Source organism: Enterobacter cloacae complex sp. IR5412, from assembly GCF_049237385.1.
GTDB lineage: Bacteria > Pseudomonadota > Gammaproteobacteria > Enterobacterales > Enterobacteriaceae > Enterobacter > Enterobacter intestinihominis.
In genome coordinates, this window is sequence record NZ_JBMKHQ010000002.1 from 35,153 (window position 1) to 53,073 (window position 17,921).

Annotated in this window: 14 protein-coding genes; 9 read left to right on the forward strand and 5 right to left on the reverse strand. The window is 55.5% G+C overall.

Translation table 11 applies throughout. The features are described 5' to 3' along the window. Window positions 1–113: 113 nt before the first annotated feature. Window positions 114–1,772: a methyl-accepting chemotaxis citrate transducer gene (tcp, locus tag ACOTX2_RS03480; protein WP_100148714.1), complete on the forward strand. Its 1,659-nt coding sequence runs from the start codon at window positions 114–116 to the stop codon at window positions 1,770–1,772. A 9-nt stretch (window positions 1,773–1,781) separates the two neighbouring features. On the opposite strand, the gene smrA is transcribed toward tcp, so the two are convergent. Then, complete coding sequence (gene smrA / locus ACOTX2_RS03485) at window positions 1,782–2,345, reverse strand: DNA endonuclease SmrA (RefSeq protein WP_023299979.1); 564 nt, start codon at window positions 2,343–2,345, stop codon at window positions 1,782–1,784. Window positions 2,346–2,695: 350 nt separating this feature from the next. After that, window positions 2,696–3,607 carry a LysR family transcriptional regulator gene (locus ACOTX2_RS03490; protein ID WP_046620072.1) on the reverse strand — a complete coding sequence of 304 codons (912 nt, stop codon included), beginning with the start codon at window positions 3,605–3,607 and terminating at the stop codon, window positions 2,696–2,698. A 175-nt stretch (window positions 3,608–3,782) separates the two neighbouring features. On the opposite strand from ACOTX2_RS03490, the gene ACOTX2_RS03495 reads away from it, so the two are divergent. The 6 genes from ACOTX2_RS03495 (at window position 3,783) to uspE (ending at window position 10,660) form a co-directional block, all read left to right on the forward strand. Beyond that, complete coding sequence (locus tag ACOTX2_RS03495; protein WP_063148147.1) at window positions 3,783–5,093, forward strand: M20 family metallo-hydrolase; 1,311 nt, start codon at window positions 3,783–3,785, stop codon at window positions 5,091–5,093. Continuing rightward, window positions 5,093–6,538 carry a M20 family metallopeptidase gene (locus ACOTX2_RS03500; RefSeq protein WP_063148148.1) on the forward strand — a complete coding sequence of 482 codons (1,446 nt, stop codon included), beginning with the start codon at window positions 5,093–5,095 and terminating at the stop codon, window positions 6,536–6,538. The genes ACOTX2_RS03495 and ACOTX2_RS03500 overlap by 1 nt, the downstream gene beginning before the upstream one ends. Window positions 6,539–6,584: 46 nt before the next feature. After that, window positions 6,585–8,111, forward strand: coding sequence for a p-aminobenzoyl-glutamate transporter (gene abgT, locus ACOTX2_RS03505; protein WP_045622841.1), 1,527 nt, complete (start codon window positions 6,585–6,587; stop codon window positions 8,109–8,111). Window positions 8,112–8,120: 9 nt separating this feature from the next. After that, window positions 8,121–8,636 (forward strand): methylated-DNA--[protein]-cysteine S-methyltransferase, encoded by a 516-nt coding sequence (gene ogt / locus ACOTX2_RS03510; protein ID WP_100148713.1) that lies wholly within the window; start codon window positions 8,121–8,123, stop codon window positions 8,634–8,636. 183 nt (window positions 8,637–8,819) lie between these two features. Beyond that, complete coding sequence (gene fnr, locus ACOTX2_RS03515) at window positions 8,820–9,572, forward strand: fumarate/nitrate reduction transcriptional regulator Fnr (RefSeq protein ID WP_000611906.1); 753 nt, start codon at window positions 8,820–8,822, stop codon at window positions 9,570–9,572. Window positions 9,573–9,709: 137 nt separating this feature from the next. Then, a complete protein-coding gene (uspE, locus tag ACOTX2_RS03520; protein ID WP_003857535.1) occupies window positions 9,710–10,660 on the forward strand; it encodes a universal stress protein UspE in 951 nt (316 codons plus the stop codon). 38 nt (window positions 10,661–10,698) lie between these two features. Here the strand turns inward: uspE and ACOTX2_RS03525 are convergent, their stop codons facing one another. The 3 genes from ACOTX2_RS03525 to pntA form a co-directional block, all read right to left on the reverse strand. Next, a complete protein-coding gene (locus ACOTX2_RS03525; RefSeq protein WP_022647940.1) occupies window positions 10,699–11,811 on the reverse strand; it encodes a mechanosensitive ion channel family protein in 1,113 nt (370 codons plus the stop codon). Between the two features lie 107 nt (window positions 11,812–11,918). Further along, on the reverse strand, window positions 11,919–13,307 hold the full coding sequence (gene pntB / locus ACOTX2_RS03530) for a Re/Si-specific NAD(P)(+) transhydrogenase subunit beta (RefSeq protein WP_022647939.1): 1,389 nt from the start codon (window positions 13,305–13,307) through the stop codon (window positions 11,919–11,921). A gap of 10 nt (window positions 13,308–13,317) precedes the next feature. After that, a complete protein-coding gene (pntA, locus tag ACOTX2_RS03535; RefSeq protein WP_017384575.1) occupies window positions 13,318–14,847 on the reverse strand; it encodes a Re/Si-specific NAD(P)(+) transhydrogenase subunit alpha in 1,530 nt (509 codons plus the stop codon). Window positions 14,848–15,382: 535 nt separating this feature from the next. Here pntA and ydgH point away from each other — a divergent pair. Beyond that, the gene (ydgH, locus tag ACOTX2_RS03540; RefSeq protein WP_022647937.1) at window positions 15,383–16,327 is read left to right on the forward strand and encodes a DUF1471 family protein YdgH; all 945 of its coding nucleotides are present in this window, start codon (window positions 15,383–15,385) and stop codon (window positions 16,325–16,327) included. A gap of 185 nt (window positions 16,328–16,512) precedes the next feature. After that, window positions 16,513–17,895: an amino acid permease gene (locus tag ACOTX2_RS03545; protein WP_023306086.1), complete on the forward strand. Its 1,383-nt coding sequence runs from the start codon at window positions 16,513–16,515 to the stop codon at window positions 17,893–17,895. The last annotated feature ends 26 nt before the right edge of the window (window positions 17,896–17,921 follow it).

Consider the following 17,921-nt stretch of genomic DNA (forward strand, 5'->3'; position numbering starts at 1 on the left):
TACAACAGGTTCCGCAACGAAACCATTAGTTAAGCAATAGTAAAATTAAAGTTTAAATTCGCTACGACGATAGTATTGATGTAACCCTGCCTCTTCTATTACGGATGACCGCCATGCTGAAAAATCTGCACGTGATTACCGGTATTATCTTTGCCCTCACCATATTCTGTCTGCTGCAAGTTGTCACGGGAGGGTTGTTCTACTCTGCCGTTAACAACGATCGTCACAACTTTCAGAACACCGGGTTGCTTAATGCCCAGCAGGAGAGCCTGAGCGACAGTGTGAACACCCTGGTGAAAACGCGCGTTACCGTCACCCGCGTGGCGATCCGCTACCTGAAAAACCAGCGTGACCCGGCCTCTCTCGCGGCAATCAATACGCTGCTGGGCACCGCGAACGGTTCGCTGGCCAAAGCCGAAGACTATTACAAAAACTGGCAGGCGATTCCGCAGGTGAAGGGGCAAAATGCCGCACTCACCGAAGAGATGCAGAAAGCCTGGAAGAACATGCACGAGGTAATGCGCTTGTCCATTGCGTACTTGCGCGCCGATAACTATCAGGCCTATGGCGACCTGGACGCCCAGCAGGCGCAGGATGAGATGGAGGCGGTCTATACCCGCTGGCGCGCGGAAAACAACGTGCTGCTGAAAGCCGCCGCCGAAGAGAACCAGAACAGCTTTACCCAGATGCAGTGGACGCTGGCGGCGATCTTCCTGACCGTTATCGCCGTGCTGGTGGTGATCTGGCAGGGTTTACAGCACCTGCTCCTGAGACCGCTCAACGCCATCATGAACCATATTCGCACCATCGCGAGCGGCGATCTGACGCAAAACGTCGCGATTACCGGGCGCAACGAAATGGGCCAGCTGGCCGCCGGTCTGCATGAGATGCAACAGTCGCTGGTCAGCACCGTCAGCGCCGTGCGCGGCAGCACAGATTCTATCTACACGGGCGCAGGAGAAATTGCCGCCGGGAGTAACGACCTTTCGGCCCGAACCGAGCAGCAGGCAGCCTCGCTGGAAGAGACCGCCGCCAGCATGGAAGAGCTGACGGCCACGGTAAAACAGAACTCGGATAACGCTCGTCAGGCGACGCTGCTGGCAAAGAATGCGTCTGAAACCGCCGCACGCGGCGGCCAGGTGGTGAATAATGTAGTGCGTACCATGAATGACATTGCCGACAGTTCTCAGCAAATTGCGCATATCACCGGCGTTATCGATAGCATTGCCTTCCAGACCAACATTCTGGCGCTCAACGCGGCGGTTGAAGCCGCCCGTGCCGGCGAACAAGGCCGCGGCTTTGCGGTGGTGGCAGGCGAAGTACGGACGCTGGCCAGCCGCAGCGCGCAGGCGGCAAAAGAGATCAAAGGGCTTATTGAAAACTCCGTCAGCCGGGTGAATACCGGCTCGGAACAGGTGAGCGAGGCGGGTGCGACCATGAAAGAGATCGTCGCGGCCGTGACACGCGTAACCGACATTATGGCTGAAATCTCGTCGGCGTCTGACGAGCAAAGCCGCGGTATTGAACAGGTCAGCCTGGCGGTCTCGCAGATGGACAGCGTAACGCAGCAAAACGCCGCGCTGGTACAGGAGTCGGCAACGGCGGCGGCGGCGCTGGAAGATCAGTCTGAACAGCTGCGCCAGGCCGTGGCGGCATTCCGGCTGAACATGCAGGAAAACACCGCTCCGCGGCCAAAAAATACAAAAGCACCGCAACTGTTGCGTCCCGCCACGGTCAGTGCCTCAGGTGACACAAACTGGGGGACGTTCTAGGCCTTACCGTTAACGGCTGCGCTTGGCGTGACGTTCCCAGTTCTCCTGTTTCGCCTCATCGGATTTTCGGAGTGAAACATAACATGCCCCGCTGCCGCCGTGATGCGGCAGCGCCACGCAGAAAGCCTGCACGTCCTCGAACTCAGTTAACCAGCGGGCAAGATAACTGCGCACCACGTTCGGGTGCGAATTCTGCTCGCGGCCCTTCCCGTGAATGATAATCAGGTTACGTAAACCGTCGCGGCTGGCCTGGCGAATGAAGGCGTACAGCATCTGGCGGCAGCGTTCGGCGGGCTGACGCAACAGATTTAAGCTGGCCTGTCGGGCGTATTTACCCGAGCGCAGCTTGTCAATAACGCCCTGCTGAACGCCCTCGCGCTGGAACATCAGCGGCTCTTCAAGCGGCAAGAGTTCCAGGAAACCCAGTGTGAGAAAGTTGTCGAGCTGCTCGGTATCGATCTCCTGGCGAACCCGGGTATTACGGCTTTGCTGCCAGTGGATATCGGTGCAGCGTTTCAGGGGCTGGACATCCTCCATGGCGTCAAGAAAAAGTGATTTGTCGTCAGGGTTCATGGAAATCCTCCGGGCACATCGGGGCTTGTACTATACCTGCACCGGGCAGGGGCCTCAATAACCCTTACCGCAAGGGGCAAGATAAATATTAATCTGATGAATATATATAGCTACCATTAAAGTTATTTAAATATTACTTAACTAAAACTACAGCAGAGTTAAAATAAGTGATTTGCGTTGAAATTTTGTAAAACCAATGACGTGCCGCCTTTCTTTTTTCAGGAAAGATGTTATACCTAAATATACCTGCCTCATGGATATAATACCCAGGATTTGCGAAAGGACGCACTGCTGTGTGTACTGTAGGGTCTGTCTGATGTCGGACAGGCTCTATTTTTTCTTTGGCAATTTCACGATAAAACTATTTTTCTCGCTTCCCTTCTGAATTGTGTAATTAATGATTCAGCCAGGGGCGTCTGGCGTGCATCACGGCGCTGAATTAAATAATAGGCCGCTCTGGGAAGTGTTTCCACAACCGGCAGCATGACCAGCCGGTGCGCCAGCAGCGGGTCGCAGCCCAGCTCCTGCGGCAGCACGCTCAGGAAGTCACTTTGTGCGACAAGGCTAATACAGGACGAAAAGGTTTCGCAAACGACGCCAATACGCGGTATCTGCGAGCGATGATGAAATATATCCTCAAGCTGCTTATAATAACTTCCCCGCGGCGTTGGCATTGTCCAGTTATAATGAAGAAGTTCATTAATAGAGGTAGCCCCCAACGCCGGATGTCCTTCCCGACAAAATACCGCAAAAGGTTTCTCAAAGAGTTTTTCAAACGTAAATTCGTGATCGTAAGGCCCCTGATAATAGGTGTTGATGGTAAAGTCCAGCTCACCCTGGCGTAATTCATTGATCATTGATACCAGCTGACCTTCCATAATCCGCACCTTGATCTGAGGATGCTGCGCATGAAAACGGGAGATAACCGCGGGCATCAGGCTGCGCGCCACGCTGGCACCCATCCCAATATTGATCTGCCCGGTCAGCTCCCCCTGACGCTGACGGATATCATCCTGCGCTGCGCGAAGCTCTTCCAGAATCAAATTAGCGCGGTGATAAAACCCTTCCCCGCATTCGGTCAGGGCGACACCTTTACTCCGGCGCACAAACAGCTGTGCCGCCATGCCCTCTTCCAGCTCTTTAATGGATTTAGTCAGCGCGGGCTGCGAAAGATTCAGCACCCGGCTGGCTCCGCGAATACTGCCCTGACGCGCCACTTCAACAAAAGCCCGAATTTGATGAAATTTAATCTGAAATGACATAACCCGACCGATAACCGTTGTTTATCAGAGTAAAGAAACTGTCATCTACTTTAATGGAATTGGATGTGCGAGGGTAATTCCTGAACGGTTAAAACTGTGAAAAATCGCTTAGTGATAAGTAAAAACTATCACAGCGTGAAGCAGTTCACATATTTTAATGATGACAGGAAAAGATATGAACGCACTGGCGCAGTACATCCACACATTAGCCCCCCAACTGAGCGCATGGCGTCGCGATTTTCACCATTTCGCGGAATCCGGCTGGGTGGAGTTTCGCACTGCCGCGAAAGTCTCGGAGATCCTGGACTCGCTGGGTTACGAGCTGGCGATGGGTCGCGATGTCGTGGATGCCGAAAGCCGGATGGGGTTGCCCGATGACGCAACCCTGGCGCGGGAATTTGCCCGCGCCCGCGCGCAAGGCGCACCGGAAAAATGGCTCGCGCCGTTCGAAGGCGGGTTCACCGGCATTGTCGCGACCCTGAATACTGGTCGCCCCGGCCCGACGCTGGCCTTTCGCGTGGACATGGATGCGCTTGATCTGAGCGAAGCGCATGACGACAGCCACCGGCCGTACCGCGACGGTTTTGCCTCCTGCAACCCGGGCATGATGCACGCCTGCGCGCACGACGGCCACACCACCATTGGTCTGGGGCTGGCGCAGGTGCTTAAGCAGCATGAAGCCCAGCTCAACGGCACCATCAAACTGATCTTCCAGCCTGCCGAAGAGGGTACGCGCGGCGCCCGCGCTATGGTCGCTGCAGGGGCGCTGGACGACGTGGACTACTTTACCGCCATTCATATTGGAACCGGCGTTCCGGAAGGGACGGTGATCTGCGGCAGCGATAACTTCATGGCGACCACTAAATTTGACGTGCGCTTTACCGGCGTTGCCGCACACGCTGGCGGTAAACCGGAAGAGGGCCGTAACGCCCTGCTCGCGGCGGCCCAGGCCGCTATCGCGCTGCATGGCATCGCGCCCCACAGCGAAGGCGCGTCCCGGGTTAACGTCGGAGTCATGCAGGCGGGCAGCGGACGCAACGTGGTTCCGGCTGATGCGTTGCTTAAGGTTGAAACCCGCGGTGAAAGCGAGGCCATTAATCAGTATGTCTTCGATCGCGCGCAGGCGGTGATTACCGGCGCGGCAGCGCTCTACGGCGTAACAGCCGGGATAAACCTGATGGGGGCGGCGACCTCCAGTGCCCCCTCCCCGGCCTGGGTCGATTATCTGCGCGAACAGGCAAGCCAGGTGCCCGGCGTGACTCATGCCATTAATAAGGTCAAAGCGCCTGCGGGCTCCGAAGATGCCACGCTAATGATGGCCCGCGTGCAGCAGAACGGCGGCATGGCCTCGTATATGGTCTTCGGCACCGAACTGAGCGCCGGACATCACAACGAAAAATTCGATTTTGATGAGCAGGTGATGAGCGTTGCCATCGAAACACTGGCGCGAACTGCGCTTAATTTCCCGTGGACGCGAGGTGTGTAATGCAGGAGAACTACGCTTTTATCGCTGATGCCATCGACACGCGATGTCAGACGTTTACCGATATTGCCGACGACATCTGGGATCATCCCGAAACGCGCTTTGAAGAGTTCTGGTCCGCCGAACGGCTTGCCAGCGCGCTGGAAGCCGAGGGCTTTACCCTGATGCGGGAAGCCGGAGGCATTCCCAACGCCTTTATTGCCAGCTACGGCAGCGGCAAGCCCGTTATCGCCCTTCTGGGCGAATACGACGCCCTGGCCGGGTTGAGCCAGCAGGCGCACTGCGCGACGGCGCAATCCGCCACCCCGGGGGCTAACGGCCATGGCTGCGGGCATAACCTGTTGGGTACTGCTGCCTTTGCCGGTGCGGTGGCGGTGAAAAGCTGGCTGGAACAGCACGGCGGCAGCGGAACGGTACGATTTTACGGCTGCCCCGGCGAGGAAGGCGGCTCTGGTAAAACCTTTATGGTGCGTGAAGGATTATTTGACGACGTGGACGCTGCCGTGACCTGGCATCCGGAAGCCTTTGCCGGGATGTTTAACGTCAGCACGCTGGCCAATATTCAGGCCGCCTGGCGGTTTAAGGGGATCGCCGCCCACGCCGCAAACTCCCCACATCTGGGACGTAGCGCGCTGGATGCCGTGACGTTGATGACCACCGGCACAAACTTCCTCAACGAACACATCATTGAAAAAGCGCGCGTTCATTACGCCATCACCGATACCGGCGGAATTTCGCCTAACGTGGTGCAGGCTCAGGCAGAAGTGCTGTACCTGATCCGCGCTCCGGAGATGGCCGATGCGCAGCAGATCTACGCGCGCATCGAGAAAATCGCCAAGGGCGCGGCGATGATGACCGAAACCACTGTCGAGTGTCGCTTTGATAAAGCCTGCTCCAGCTATCTGCCGAACCGTACGCTCGAAGCGGCCATGTACCGCGCATTGCAGCATTACGGCACGCCGGACTGGACGGAAGAAGAACGCGAATTTGCCCGTGAAATCCGCGCCACGCTCACGGCAAACGACCTGCAAAACAGCCTGAAAAACATTGCCGCAACGGGAGCCGAAGAGGGAAAAGCCTTTGCCCGACGCCATCACGAAACGCTACTGGTGGATGAAGTTGCCCCTTACGCCATCACCGATAACGTGCTGGCAGGCTCCACCGACGTGGGGGATGTCAGCTGGAAGATGCCTGTCGCACAGTGCTTTAGCCCCTGTTTTACCGTCGGCACCCCGCTGCATACCTGGCAATTGGTGGCGCAGGGGCGTACCTCTATTGCCCATAAAGGCATGCTGCTGGCTGGAAAAGTGATGGGCGCGACCGCGCTGCATCTGCTTCAGGATGCCGACCTGCTGCGAAAATGTCGGGAAGAATTCGAACAACACATAACAGAAAAACCGTACGAGTGTCCGATCCCGCAGGACGTGACACCGTCACCTTTAAAATAAAAAAACACAACACAACACAACACAACAACAGTCCCGAGGAACGCCCATGAGTATGTCTTCCATACCTTCGCATTCCCCATCCGGTAAGCTCTATGGCTGGGTTGAAAGGATCGGCAATAAAGTGCCGCACCCTTTCCTGCTTTTTATCTATTTAATTGTCATCCTGATGGTCGCGACAGCCGTGCTGTCCGCCTTTGATGTGAGCGTGCGCAGCCCGGCCGACGGCAGCATGGTGGCCGTAAAAAATCTGCTCAGCGTGGAGGGGTTGCACTGGTTTTTGCCGAACGTGATTAAAAACTTCAGCGGTTTTGCGCCGCTGGGCGCCATCCTGGCGCTGGTGTTAGGCGCGGGTCTGGCCGAACGCGTGGGTCTGCTGCCCGCGCTGATGGTGAAAATGGCCTCGCACGTCAGCGCGCGTTATGCCAGCTATATGGTGCTGTTTATTGCCTTCTTCAGCCATATCTCGTCCGACGCGGCGCTGGTGATCATGCCGCCGATGGGGGCGCTGATTTTCCTCGCCGTTGGCCGTCATCCTGTTGCGGGCCTGCTGTCGGCGATCGCAGGCGTCGGCTGTGGGTTTACCGCTAACCTGCTTATCGTGACCACCGATGTGCTGCTCTCCGGCATCAGCACGGAGGCTGCCAGCACCATCGATGCGGCCATGCACGTCAGCGTGATCGACAACTGGTACTTTATGGCCAGTTCGGTGATTGTCCTGACGATTGTCGGGGGGCTGATTACCGATAAGATCGTTGAGCCGCGCCTGGGTAAATGGGAAGGCCGGAGCGATGAAAAGCTGGAGACGCTGAGCAAAGAGCAGCAGTTCGGCCTGCGCGTCGCCGGGATCGTCTCGCTGGCGTTCATTGCGGCTGTGGCGCTGATGGTGGTGCCGGAGAATGGCGTGTTGCGCGATCCGATCAAACACACCGTACTTCCCTCGCCGTTTATTCAGGGTATTGTGCCGCTGATAATTCTCTTCTTCTTCGTCGTTTCGCTCGCCTACGGCATCGCTACCGGTAAAATCCGCCGTCAGGGAGATCTGCCGCACCTGATGATCGAGCCGATGAAGGAGATGGCGGGTTTTATCGTGATGGTGTTCCCGCTGGCGCAGTTTGTGGCCATGTTTAACTGGAGCAACATGGGCAAGTTTATGGCCGTGAGCCTGACGGACGCGCTGGAGGCGGCGGGGTTGAGCGGGGTTCCGGCGTTTGTCGGCCTGGCGCTGCTGTCGTCCCTGCTGTGCATGTTTATTGCCAGCGGGTCGGCCATCTGGTCGATTCTGGCCCCCATTTTTGTCCCCATGTTTATGATGCTCGGCTTTCATCCGGCATTCGCCCAGATCCTGTTCCGTGTCGCCGATTCTTCGGTGATCCCGCTGGCGCCCGTGTCACCCTTCGTTCCGCTGTTTTTAGGCTTCCTGCAACGCTACAGACCGGAGGCTAAGCTGGGTACCTACTATTCGCTGGTTCTGCCCTATCCGCTTATCTTCTTAGGGGTATGGCTGGTGATGCTGGTGGCGTGGTATCTTGTCGGCCTGCCGATTGGACCGGGTGTTTACCCGAGGCTGAACTAAGGAGTACTGATGCTGAGATTACTCGAAGATAAGATTGCGACGCCGCTGGGGCCGCTGTGGGTTATCGCGGATGAAGCGTTCAATCTGCGCGCTGTTGAGTGGGAAGAGCACAGCGACCGGATGGTTGAGCTGCTCAACATCCATTATCGCGCCGAGGGTTACGAGCGTATTACTGCCCGTAATCCTGGCGGGCTGAGCGATAAACTGGCGGCCTACTTCGAGGGCGATCTCAGCATTATTAATACCCTGCCAACCGCCACGGCGGGTACCCCTTTTCAGCGCGAGGTGTGGCAGGCGCTACGTAACATTCCCTACGGGCAGGTGATGCCCTACGGTCAGCTGGCAGAGCAGCTTGGCCGTACCGGCGCGGCGCGCGCAGTCGGTGCGGCGAATGGCTCAAATCCCGTCAGCATTGTGGTGCCTTGCCATCGCGTGATCGGGCGCAACGGCACCCTCACCGGCTATGCCGGGGGCGTACAGCGTAAAGAGTGGCTGCTGCGTCACGAAGGGTATTTTCTGCTGTAATCCCCAGGCTTTTTGTGCTTAATTTTCTTCCTGTTAGGCTAATAATCCTTAATCATTCTGTGGAATTTCAAGGAGATGGCAGCTCGCTGCCGTCTCTTGTCTTTATTGGGGGTTTGCCAGACTTACGTCCTTACCAAAAAGATGTTAAAATTGACCAATATCAATTAAGGCTTGAGCAAACCTATGATCCCGGAAAAGCGAATTATACGACGCATTCAGTCTGGCGGTTGTGCTATCCATTGCCAGGATTGCAGCATCAGCCAGCTCTGTATCCCGTTTACTCTGAATGAGCATGAACTCGATCAGCTTGACAATATCATCGAGCGCAAAAAGCCTATTCAGAAAGGGCAGACGCTGTTTAAAGCGGGAGACGAACTGAAATCGCTCTATGCTATCCGTTCTGGCACCATCAAAAGCTACACCATTACCGAACAGGGCGACGAGCAGATCACTGGCTTCCATCTGGCGGGCGATTTAGTCGGCTTTGACGCCATCGGCAGTGGCCATCACCCGAGCTTTGCTCAGGCGCTGGAAACCTCTATGGTTTGTGAAATCCCGTTTGAAACGCTGGACGATCTGTCCGGTAAGATGCCGAACCTGCGTCAGCAGATGATGCGTCTGATGAGCGGTGAGATCAAAGGCGACCAGGATATGATCCTGCTGCTTTCCAAAAAGAATGCCGAAGAGCGTCTGGCCGCCTTTATCTATAACCTCTCCCGCCGTTTCGCGGAACGTGGCTTCTCCCCACGCGAATTCCGTCTGACCATGACGCGTGGCGATATTGGTAACTATCTGGGCCTGACCGTGGAAACCATCAGCCGTCTGCTGGGTCGTTTCCAGAAGAGCGGAATGCTGGCGGTTAAAGGTAAGTACATCACCATTGAAAACGGTGAAGCGCTGGCCATTCTGGCGGGTCACTCACGTAACGTGGCATAACTCTCCCGGATATCTTATGCCAGGTCGATAAATTTTCATGATTATTGATCTGGCAAAAACTTCCCCCCTGTTTCATTCAAGATATATAGGTTACTCTTTTACTTACAGACTGTGGTGACAGTAGTAAGGAGACCTGTATGGCAAAGTATCAAAATATGCTGGTGGCTATCGATCCGAATCAGGACGATCAGCCAGCATTACGACGTGCTGTGTATTTACATCAACGGATTGGTGGCAAAATTAAAGCCTTTTTGCCGATTTATGACTTCTCATACGAGATGACCACCCTTCTGTCGCCTGACGAGCGCACCGCTATGCGTCAGGGAGTGATCAGCCAGCGTACCGCGTGGATCCGCGAGCAGGCGAAGTATTATCTGGAAGCGGGCGTACCTATCGATATCAAGGTGGTCTGGCACAACCGTCCTTTCGAAGCCATTATTCAGGAAGTGGTGGCCGGTGGGCATGACCTGCTGCTGAAAATGGCGCACCAGCATGACAAACTGGAATCCGTGATTTTCACCCCGACCGACTGGCACCTGCTGCGCAAATGCCCTTGTCCGGTATGGATGGTGAAAGATCAGCCGTGGCCTGAGGGCGGGAAAGCCGTCGTGGCGGTCAATCTGGCCAGCGAAGAGGATTATCACAATTCGCTGAACGAGAAGCTGGTGAAGGAGACCCTTCAGCTTGCCGACCAGGTAAACCATACCGAAGTCCATCTGGTGGGAGCCTATCCGGTTACGCCAATCAATATCGCCATCGAGCTGCCTGAATTTGACCCGAGCGTGTATAACGATGCGATTCGCGGTCAGCATCTGCTGGCCATGAAAGCGCTGCGCCAGAAATTCAGTATCGATGAGAACATGACCCACGTAGAAAAAGGGTTACCGGAAGAGGTTATTCCGGATCTGGCGGAGCATTTGCAGGCCGGGATTGTGGTGCTGGGCACCATTGGCCGGACCGGTATTTCTGCCGCGTTCCTGGGTAATACCGCCGAGCAGGTGATCGACCATCTTCGCTGCGACCTTCTGGTTATCAAGCCGGATCAGTATCAGACGCCGGTTGAACTGGACGATGAGGAAGACGATTGACCCCAAAATGAAAGCCCGCCGGTAACGGCGGGCTTTTTTTATTGCGCTTCGCTCAACCGTTGCGCCGGTGCCTCGTCGCCAGCATTCATCCAGGGCGCGTGCAGAACCATGCTCGGCAGCGCCAGCTTGATCTCCTGCTGGTTCAGCCCCTCCAGAATACGAATATTGATCTCCTGCTGAATATCCATGTACTTGTTGTAATCCGCCGTATTAACGATATGGACCACCTCGAAGGTCAGGCGATCGCGATCGAAGCCCAGGAAATGGGCGCGGTCAAACTTCGTTTCCCCGACGTCGGTAATGATCTGTTTGACCATATCACCCACTGAACGCAGTTTTTCCGGCGCCGTGTCGCTGGCGACCCCGAAGGTAAAGACGATCCGGCGCGTTTGCATCCGCTTGTAGTTATGCAGCGTCTGTTGCAGCAGGATGGCGTTCCCGCAGACAATCTGCTCCCCGCTCAGGCTACGGATACGGGTGGTTTTCAGGCCGATGTGCTCTACCGTCCCGGCGACATCGTTAAACACCACAAAATCGCCGATTTCGAACGGCTTATCAAAACCGATGGAGAGCGATGCAAACACGTCGCTCAGGATCGTTTGCACCGCGAGGGCGATAGCAATACCCCCTACCCCAAGGCTGGCAACCAGAGCAGTGATGTTGACGCCCGCGTTAGCAAGGATAGACAGCAGCATCACTGACCAGACAATGGCACGGAGGATAAGCCCCGTGATCACCAGCGTCACCGGGTTTTTATGGCTTCCCGGCGCCAGCATGACGTGACGAAGCCACGACACCACCCCCTGATCCATCCACAGCGCCACCTGGATAGCGAAGACCAGGAACCAGGCGTGGCTCACGGTACCAAAGAGATGATCCGGTAAGTCGACGAAACGCAGGCTGAACAGCAGCGCCACGACAAAAAGCAGGAAGCGGCTGGTGCGGTTAAGCATATCCGTCAGGATAAAACGCATCCGGTTGGTGGTGGGATGCTTGTCGCCCCAGGTGGTGATCCCTTTCTTAACAAAGGCGATCAGGCGCGTCAGCAGCCAGTACACCAGCAGAGTTACAAAGACTACCGTGGCGACGCCAATCCAGAATGATGGCGTCATCATCAGCGCGATGATGTCAAAGCGGGACAGAAATTGCATTACACCTCCTCGTATTACACAAAGGGTAAAGTATAGACAGAGGAGAATGGCTGACCGCAGAAATAAGAAAACCGCCCCCAGGGGCGGTTTGACAGGATGAAGCGGAATTAAAGAGATTTCAGAATCGCATCCACGCTGGCCTTGGCGTCGCCAAACAGCATGTGGGTGTTATCTTTAAAGAACAGCGGGTTCTGCACGCCAGCATAGCCGGTGTTCATAGAGCGTTTGAAGACAATGACGTTCTGCGCCTTCCACACTTCGAGAACAGGCATACCCGCAATCGGGCTGCGCGGATCGTCCTGCGCCGCCGGGTTAACGGTGTCGTTGGCGCCAATCACCAGCACGGTGTCGGTGTCGGCGAAATCATCGTTGATCTCGTCCATTTCCAGCACGATGTCGTAAGGCACCTTCGCTTCCGCCAGCAGCACGTTCATGTGGCCTGGCAGACGCCCCGCCACCGGGTGAATACCAAAGCGAACCTTGATACCGCGCGCGCGCAGTTTCTCGGTGATTTCCGCCACCGGATACTGCGCCTGCGCCACCGCCATGCCATAGCCCGGGGTGATGATAACGGAATGCGAGTTTTTCAGCATCTCTGCGGTGTCTTCCGCACTGATTTCACGGTGTTCACCCACTTCCTCATCAGAACCGGTTGATGAACCGTCAGAACCGAAGCCACCCGCGATGACGCTGATAAACGAGCGGTTCATCGCCTTACACATGATGTAAGACAGGATCGCACCGGAAGAACCGACCAGCGCACCGGTGACAATCAGCAGGTCGTTGCTCAGCATAAAGCCTGCTGCTGCCGCTGCCCAACCGGAGTAGGAGTTCAGCATGGAGACGACTACCGGCATATCTGCCCCGCCGATAGACGCCACCAGATGCCAGCCGAAGGCTAGCGCGATGATGGTCATCACCAGTAACGCCAGCACCTGCAAGCCTACGCTTTCGGTACGCACGAAGACTACCAGCAGCACAAAGGAAACGACCAGCGCCGCCAGATTCAGCTTATGGCGGTTAGGCAGCATCAGCGGTTTGGAAGAGATCTTCCCGCGCAGTTTGCCGAACGCCACAATTGAGCCGGTGAAGGTCACCGCACCAATGAAGATGCCGAGGAACACTTCGGTCAGGTGGATGTTCACCAGAATCGGTTCCAGACCCGGTTCGTGGTACAGATAGCTGTTGAAGCCCACCAGCACCGCGGCCAGACCCACGAAGCTGTGCAGAATAGCAACCAGCTCCGGCATCTCGGTCATTTCAACGCGTTTCGCCAGACGAATACCAATCGCACCACCGATGATCATCGCCACCAGGATCCACGCCACGTTGCCGGTGTCCGGCCCAAAGATGGTGGCAATCAGCGCAATCGCCATCCCGGCGATACCAAAGTTATTTCCCTGCTGAGACGTTTCGTGTTTGGAAAGCCCCGCCAGACTGAAAATAAACAGGATTGCAGCAACAATGTATGCGGCTGTAACTAATCCTCCAGACATATGCTACCCCTTAGCCTTTACGAAACATTTTCAGCATGCGCTGAGTCACGGTGAAACCACCGAAAATATTGATACTGGCGATCAGCACTGCAATGAAGCTCAGGAAGCTGATCCAGCCGCCATGACCAATTTGCAACAATGCCCCAACCACGATAATCCCGGAGATGGCATTGGTAACCGACATCAGCGGGGTATGCAGCGCATGGGAAACGTTCCACACGACGTAGTAACCCACCACGCAGGAGAGCGCGAAGACGGTGAAGTGGCCAAGGAACTCTTTTGGCGCGACGTCCGCCAGCCAGCCAAACAGGATAATGACCAGCGCCATGATGGCGTATTTGCGCCACGGCGACGCAGGTTTCGCTGGTTCTGCAGGCTCAGGCGCCGCTTTCGGCGCAGCCTGAGGCTGAGCGGAAACCTGTATCGGCGGTGCAGGCCAGGTGATTTCCCCTTCACGCACCACGGTCACGCCGCGCACCACCACATCATCAAAATCAACGGTGATGTTGCCGTCTTTCTCTTTGCAGAGCAGCTTCAGCAGATTAACGAGGTTCGTGCCGTACAGCTGAGAGGACTGGGTTGGCAGACGTCCTGGCAGGTCGGTATAACCGATCACCTTCACGCCGTTCGCGGTCGTCGTGACCTGATTTGGCACGGTATACTCACAGTTACCGCCGTTTTGCGCCGCCAGATCGACAATCACGCTGCCCGGCTGCATGGAATCCACCATCTCACGGGTGATCAGCTTCGGTGCCGGTTTACCCGGAATAAGCGCGGTGGTGACAATGATGTCCACCTCTTTTGCCTGCGCCGCAAAGAGCGCCATTTCCGCCTTAATAAAGGCTTCAGACATGACCTTCGCGTAACCATCACCGCTGCCCGCTTCTTCCTTGAAGTCCAGCTCAAGGAATTCGGCGCCCATACTCTGCACCTGCTCCTTCACTTCCGGCCGGGTATCAAACGCACGAACAATAGCGCCCAGGCTGTTTGCGGCCCCAATAGCGGCAAGACCTGCCACACCGGCACCAATTACCATCACCTTCGCGGGTGGTACTTTGCCTGCGGCCGTAATTTGACCGGTAAAGAAGCGACCAAACTCATGCGCAGCTTCGACAATGGCGCGATAGCCGGCAATGTTTGCCATAGAACTCAGCGCATCCAGAGACTGCGCGCGCGAAATACGCGGCACGGAATCCATCGCCATCACGGTGACACCGCGTGCCGCCAGCTTCTCCATCAGCTCCGGGTTTTGGGCTGGCCAGACAAAGCTCACAAGCGTCGTGCCCGCGTTCAGCAGTTCAATTTCACTCTCTTCCGGTGCGTTTACCTTCAGAATAATGGGTGATTGCCAGACCTCAGCACCGTCCACTACGTCCGCGCCAGCCTGAGTAAAGGCCTCGTCATCGAAACTCGCCAGTTTGCCCGCGCCGCTTTCAATCGCGACGGTAAAACCCAGTTTAAGCAGTTGCTCCACCGTTTTTGGTGTTGCCGCTACGCGGGTTTCATTGGCTAACCGTTCTTTTGGTACCCCAATACGCATAGTTTTCCCTTCCATCGGTTTGTGATGATGGTTTGTCGATAATTGCCCGCGGTTCGTATCAATTTTCACCATCGCGATAACGACGGAGAATGATTAACCCCGGAAAATAAAACAGTAACAAACTTTCTATAACCTACTGAAAATAGCGCCCGTGATCTACCGCCAGAAAACACTATTTCTTATTTTATCTGTGAAAAATAAGCGATCGGGGTCACTGACAGAGATATTTACCTTAAATTCGCCTTCAGGACCGATAAATCGCGCAAGCGAAGCGGTAAAAACATGATATAGCGCCATAAAAGAACAACTCATTAACATTAAATTAACTTGTAAAAGTCATATGCTTAATCAGTTTTTCTTGTGAAACGCCTGTTTTTTCCACATATCACAAAATGTTATCGAATCAGGTCCTTTGCTGAGCACAGGCTGTGAAAAATGCCGCAGACAGCGACGGGTGTTAAATGCCATAATCGGGACCGTCTCAAATTAACAACAACACCAGTACATGGTTTGCGCAAGGCGAAGGATTATTTTTATGAAGCTTAAGAACACACTCCTGGCGTCCGCACTTCTTTCCGCGACCGCCCTGTCAGCGAATGCTGCGACAGAGTTGACGCCGGAGCAAGCGGCAGCGTTAAAACCTTTTGACCATACGGTCATTGTGGGTCGGTATAATTCCATTGGCGATGCCGTCGCCGCCGCATCAAAAGCCGCCGATAAAAACGGCGCTGCCTCGTTTTACGTTGTTGACCAGTCCGATCAGGGCAACAGCGGTAACCAGCGCGTGACTGTTGCGCTGTACAAAGAGAATGCCCCAAAGGCAGATGAACAGAAAAACCGCGTGATTAACGGCATTGTTGAACTGCCGAAAGATCAGGCTGTTCAGCTGGAACCGTATGACACCGTGACCGTTCAGGGCTTCTACCGCAGCCAGCCTGAAGTTAACGATGCCATCACCAAAGCCGCGAGAGAAAAAGGCGCTTACGCGTTTTATATCGTGCGTCAGGTTGATGCCAACCAGGGCGGAAACCAGCGCATTACCGCCTTCATCTATAAGCAAGATGCGAAAAAACGCGTAGTGCAAAGCCCGGATGCGATTCCAGCGGATTCAGAAGCCGGTCGTGCTGCGTTAGCAAAAGGCGGTGAAGAAGCGAAGAAAGTTGAAATTCCGGGCGTAGCAACGTCTGCGGCACCAAGCGCAGAAGTGGGTCGTTTCTTTGAAACCCAATCCACCAAAGGCGGTCGTTATACCGTTACGTTACCAGACGGCACGAAAATTGAAGAGCTGAACAAAGCCACTGCCGCGCAGATGGTGCCGTTCGACAGCATCAAGTTTACGGGCAACTATGGCAACATGACAGAAATCTCCTATCAAGTGGCGAAGCGTGCTGCGAAGAAAGGCGCGAAGTATTACCACATCACCCGCCAGTGGCAGGAACGTGGCAACAACCTGACCATCAGTGCCGATCTGTACAAGTAACAAAACGGTTTCATAAAGGCGGCGCAGTGCCGCCTTTTTTGTTACTTTTTTTCTGATTTCTGCCCCATGTCATTGCATGCATCCGTCACACTCCGTAAAATCCCGCGCCTTAGCGTGATCCACCATTTTTATGCGCCTTAGCGAAATAATTATTCTGGATTTGGACTTTTCATAACAGGAAGCCAATGGAAAAGAAACTTGGCCTGAGTGCGTTAACTGCACTTGTATTGAGCTCAATGCTGGGCGCGGGCGTATTCAGTTTGCCGCAGAACATGGCGGCCGTCGCCAGCCCGGCCGCATTATTGATTGGCTGGGGCATCACCGGCGTCGGGATTTTGTTGCTGGCGTTCGCCATGCTGCTGCTGACGCGTATCCGACCGGATCTGGACGGCGGAATATTCACTTACGCCCGTGAAGGTTTTGGCGAGCTGATTGGCTTCTGCTCCGCCTGGGGCTACTGGCTGTGCGCGGTGATCGCCAACGTCTCCTATCTGGTTATCGTCTTCTCGGCGCTCAGTTTCTTTACCGATACGCCCGAACTGCGCCTGTTTGGTGACGGCAATACCTGGCAGTCCATCGTCGGCGCCTCGGTGCTGCTGTGGATTGTTCACTGGTTGATTTTGCGCGGTGTTCAGACCGCGGCCAGCATTAACCTGGTGGCGACGCTGGCCAAGCTGGTGCCGCTTGGCCTGTTCGTCGTGCTGGCCTTCCTCGCCTTCCGTCTCGATGTCTTTACGCTCGATTTCAGCGGTATTGCGTTGGGCGTTCCCGTCTGGGAGCAGGTGAAAAATACCATGCTGATTACCCTGTGGGTGTTCATCGGTGTTGAAGGTGCCGTCGTGGTCTCTGCCCGCGCGCGTAACAAACGCGACGTGGGACGCGCCACACTGCTGGCCGTCCTGGCGGCGCTGGGCGTTTATCTGCTGGTGACGCTGCTGTCGCTCGGTGTGGTGGCCCGCCCTGAACTGGCGGAGATGCGTAATCCGTCCATGGCCGGGCTGATGGTGAAAATGCTCGGTCCCTGGGGTGATGTGGTTATCGCGGCAGGTTTGATTGTCTCCGTCTGCGGCGCGTACCTGAGCTGGACCATTATGGCGGCGGAAGTTCCGTTCCTGGCCGCCACGCACAAAGCGTTCCCGCGCCTGTTTGCCCGTCAGAATAAAAACAGTGCGCCATCGGCTTCTCTGTGGCTCACCAACATCAGCGTGCAGGTCTGTCTGGTGCTGATCTGGCTCACAGGTTCGGACTATAACACGCTGCTGACCATCGCCTCCGAGATGATTCTGGTACCCTATTTCTTAGTGGGCGCATATCTGTTAAAAATTGCGACCCGCCCGGCACACTATGCGGTAGGCGTAGGTGCCTGTATTTACGGTCTATGGTTATTGTATGCTTCCGGCCCGATGCATCTGCTGCTGTCCGTGGTGCTCTACGCGCCAGGCCTGCTGGTATTTATCTACGCTCGCCGTACGCATCAGCTTGATAATGCCCTTAAGCGCCGCGAAATGGCGTTGATAGGTTTGCTGTTAGTCGCTGCCGTACCGGCAACGTGGATGTTAATGGGATAGCGCCGCCTGTCCCATTGTTGAACTGA

Bases quoted from the DNA above. Each gene is read 5' to 3' on its own strand.
- tcp (WP_100148714.1), top strand. From the start codon at position 114: ATGCTGAAAAATCTGCACGTGATTACCGGTATTATCTTTGCCCTCACC.
- ACOTX2_RS03525 (WP_022647940.1), bottom strand. From the start codon at position 11,811: ATGCAATTTCTGTCCCGCTTTGACATCATCGCGCTGATGATGACGCCA.
- ACOTX2_RS03495 (WP_063148147.1), top strand. From the start codon at position 3,783: ATGAACGCACTGGCGCAGTACATCCACACATTAGCCCCCCAACTGAGC.
- ogt (WP_100148713.1), top strand. From the start codon at position 8,121: ATGCTGAGATTACTCGAAGATAAGATTGCGACGCCGCTGGGGCCGCTG.
- pntA (WP_017384575.1), bottom strand. From the start codon at position 14,847: ATGCGTATTGGGGTACCAAAAGAACGGTTAGCCAATGAAACCCGCGTA.
- ACOTX2_RS03545 (WP_023306086.1), top strand. From the start codon at position 16,513: ATGGAAAAGAAACTTGGCCTGAGTGCGTTAACTGCACTTGTATTGAGC.
- abgT (WP_045622841.1), top strand. From the start codon at position 6,585: ATGAGTATGTCTTCCATACCTTCGCATTCCCCATCCGGTAAGCTCTAT.
- smrA (WP_023299979.1), bottom strand. From the start codon at position 2,345: ATGAACCCTGACGACAAATCACTTTTTCTTGACGCCATGGAGGATGTC.
- uspE (WP_003857535.1), top strand. From the start codon at position 9,710: ATGGCAAAGTATCAAAATATGCTGGTGGCTATCGATCCGAATCAGGAC.
- ACOTX2_RS03490 (WP_046620072.1), bottom strand. From the start codon at position 3,607: ATGTCATTTCAGATTAAATTTCATCAAATTCGGGCTTTTGTTGAAGTG.
- ACOTX2_RS03500 (WP_063148148.1), top strand. From the start codon at position 5,093: ATGCAGGAGAACTACGCTTTTATCGCTGATGCCATCGACACGCGATGT.
- pntB (WP_022647939.1), bottom strand. From the start codon at position 13,307: ATGTCTGGAGGATTAGTTACAGCCGCATACATTGTTGCTGCAATCCTG.
- ydgH (WP_022647937.1), top strand. From the start codon at position 15,383: ATGAAGCTTAAGAACACACTCCTGGCGTCCGCACTTCTTTCCGCGACC.
- fnr (WP_000611906.1), top strand. From the start codon at position 8,820: ATGATCCCGGAAAAGCGAATTATACGACGCATTCAGTCTGGCGGTTGT.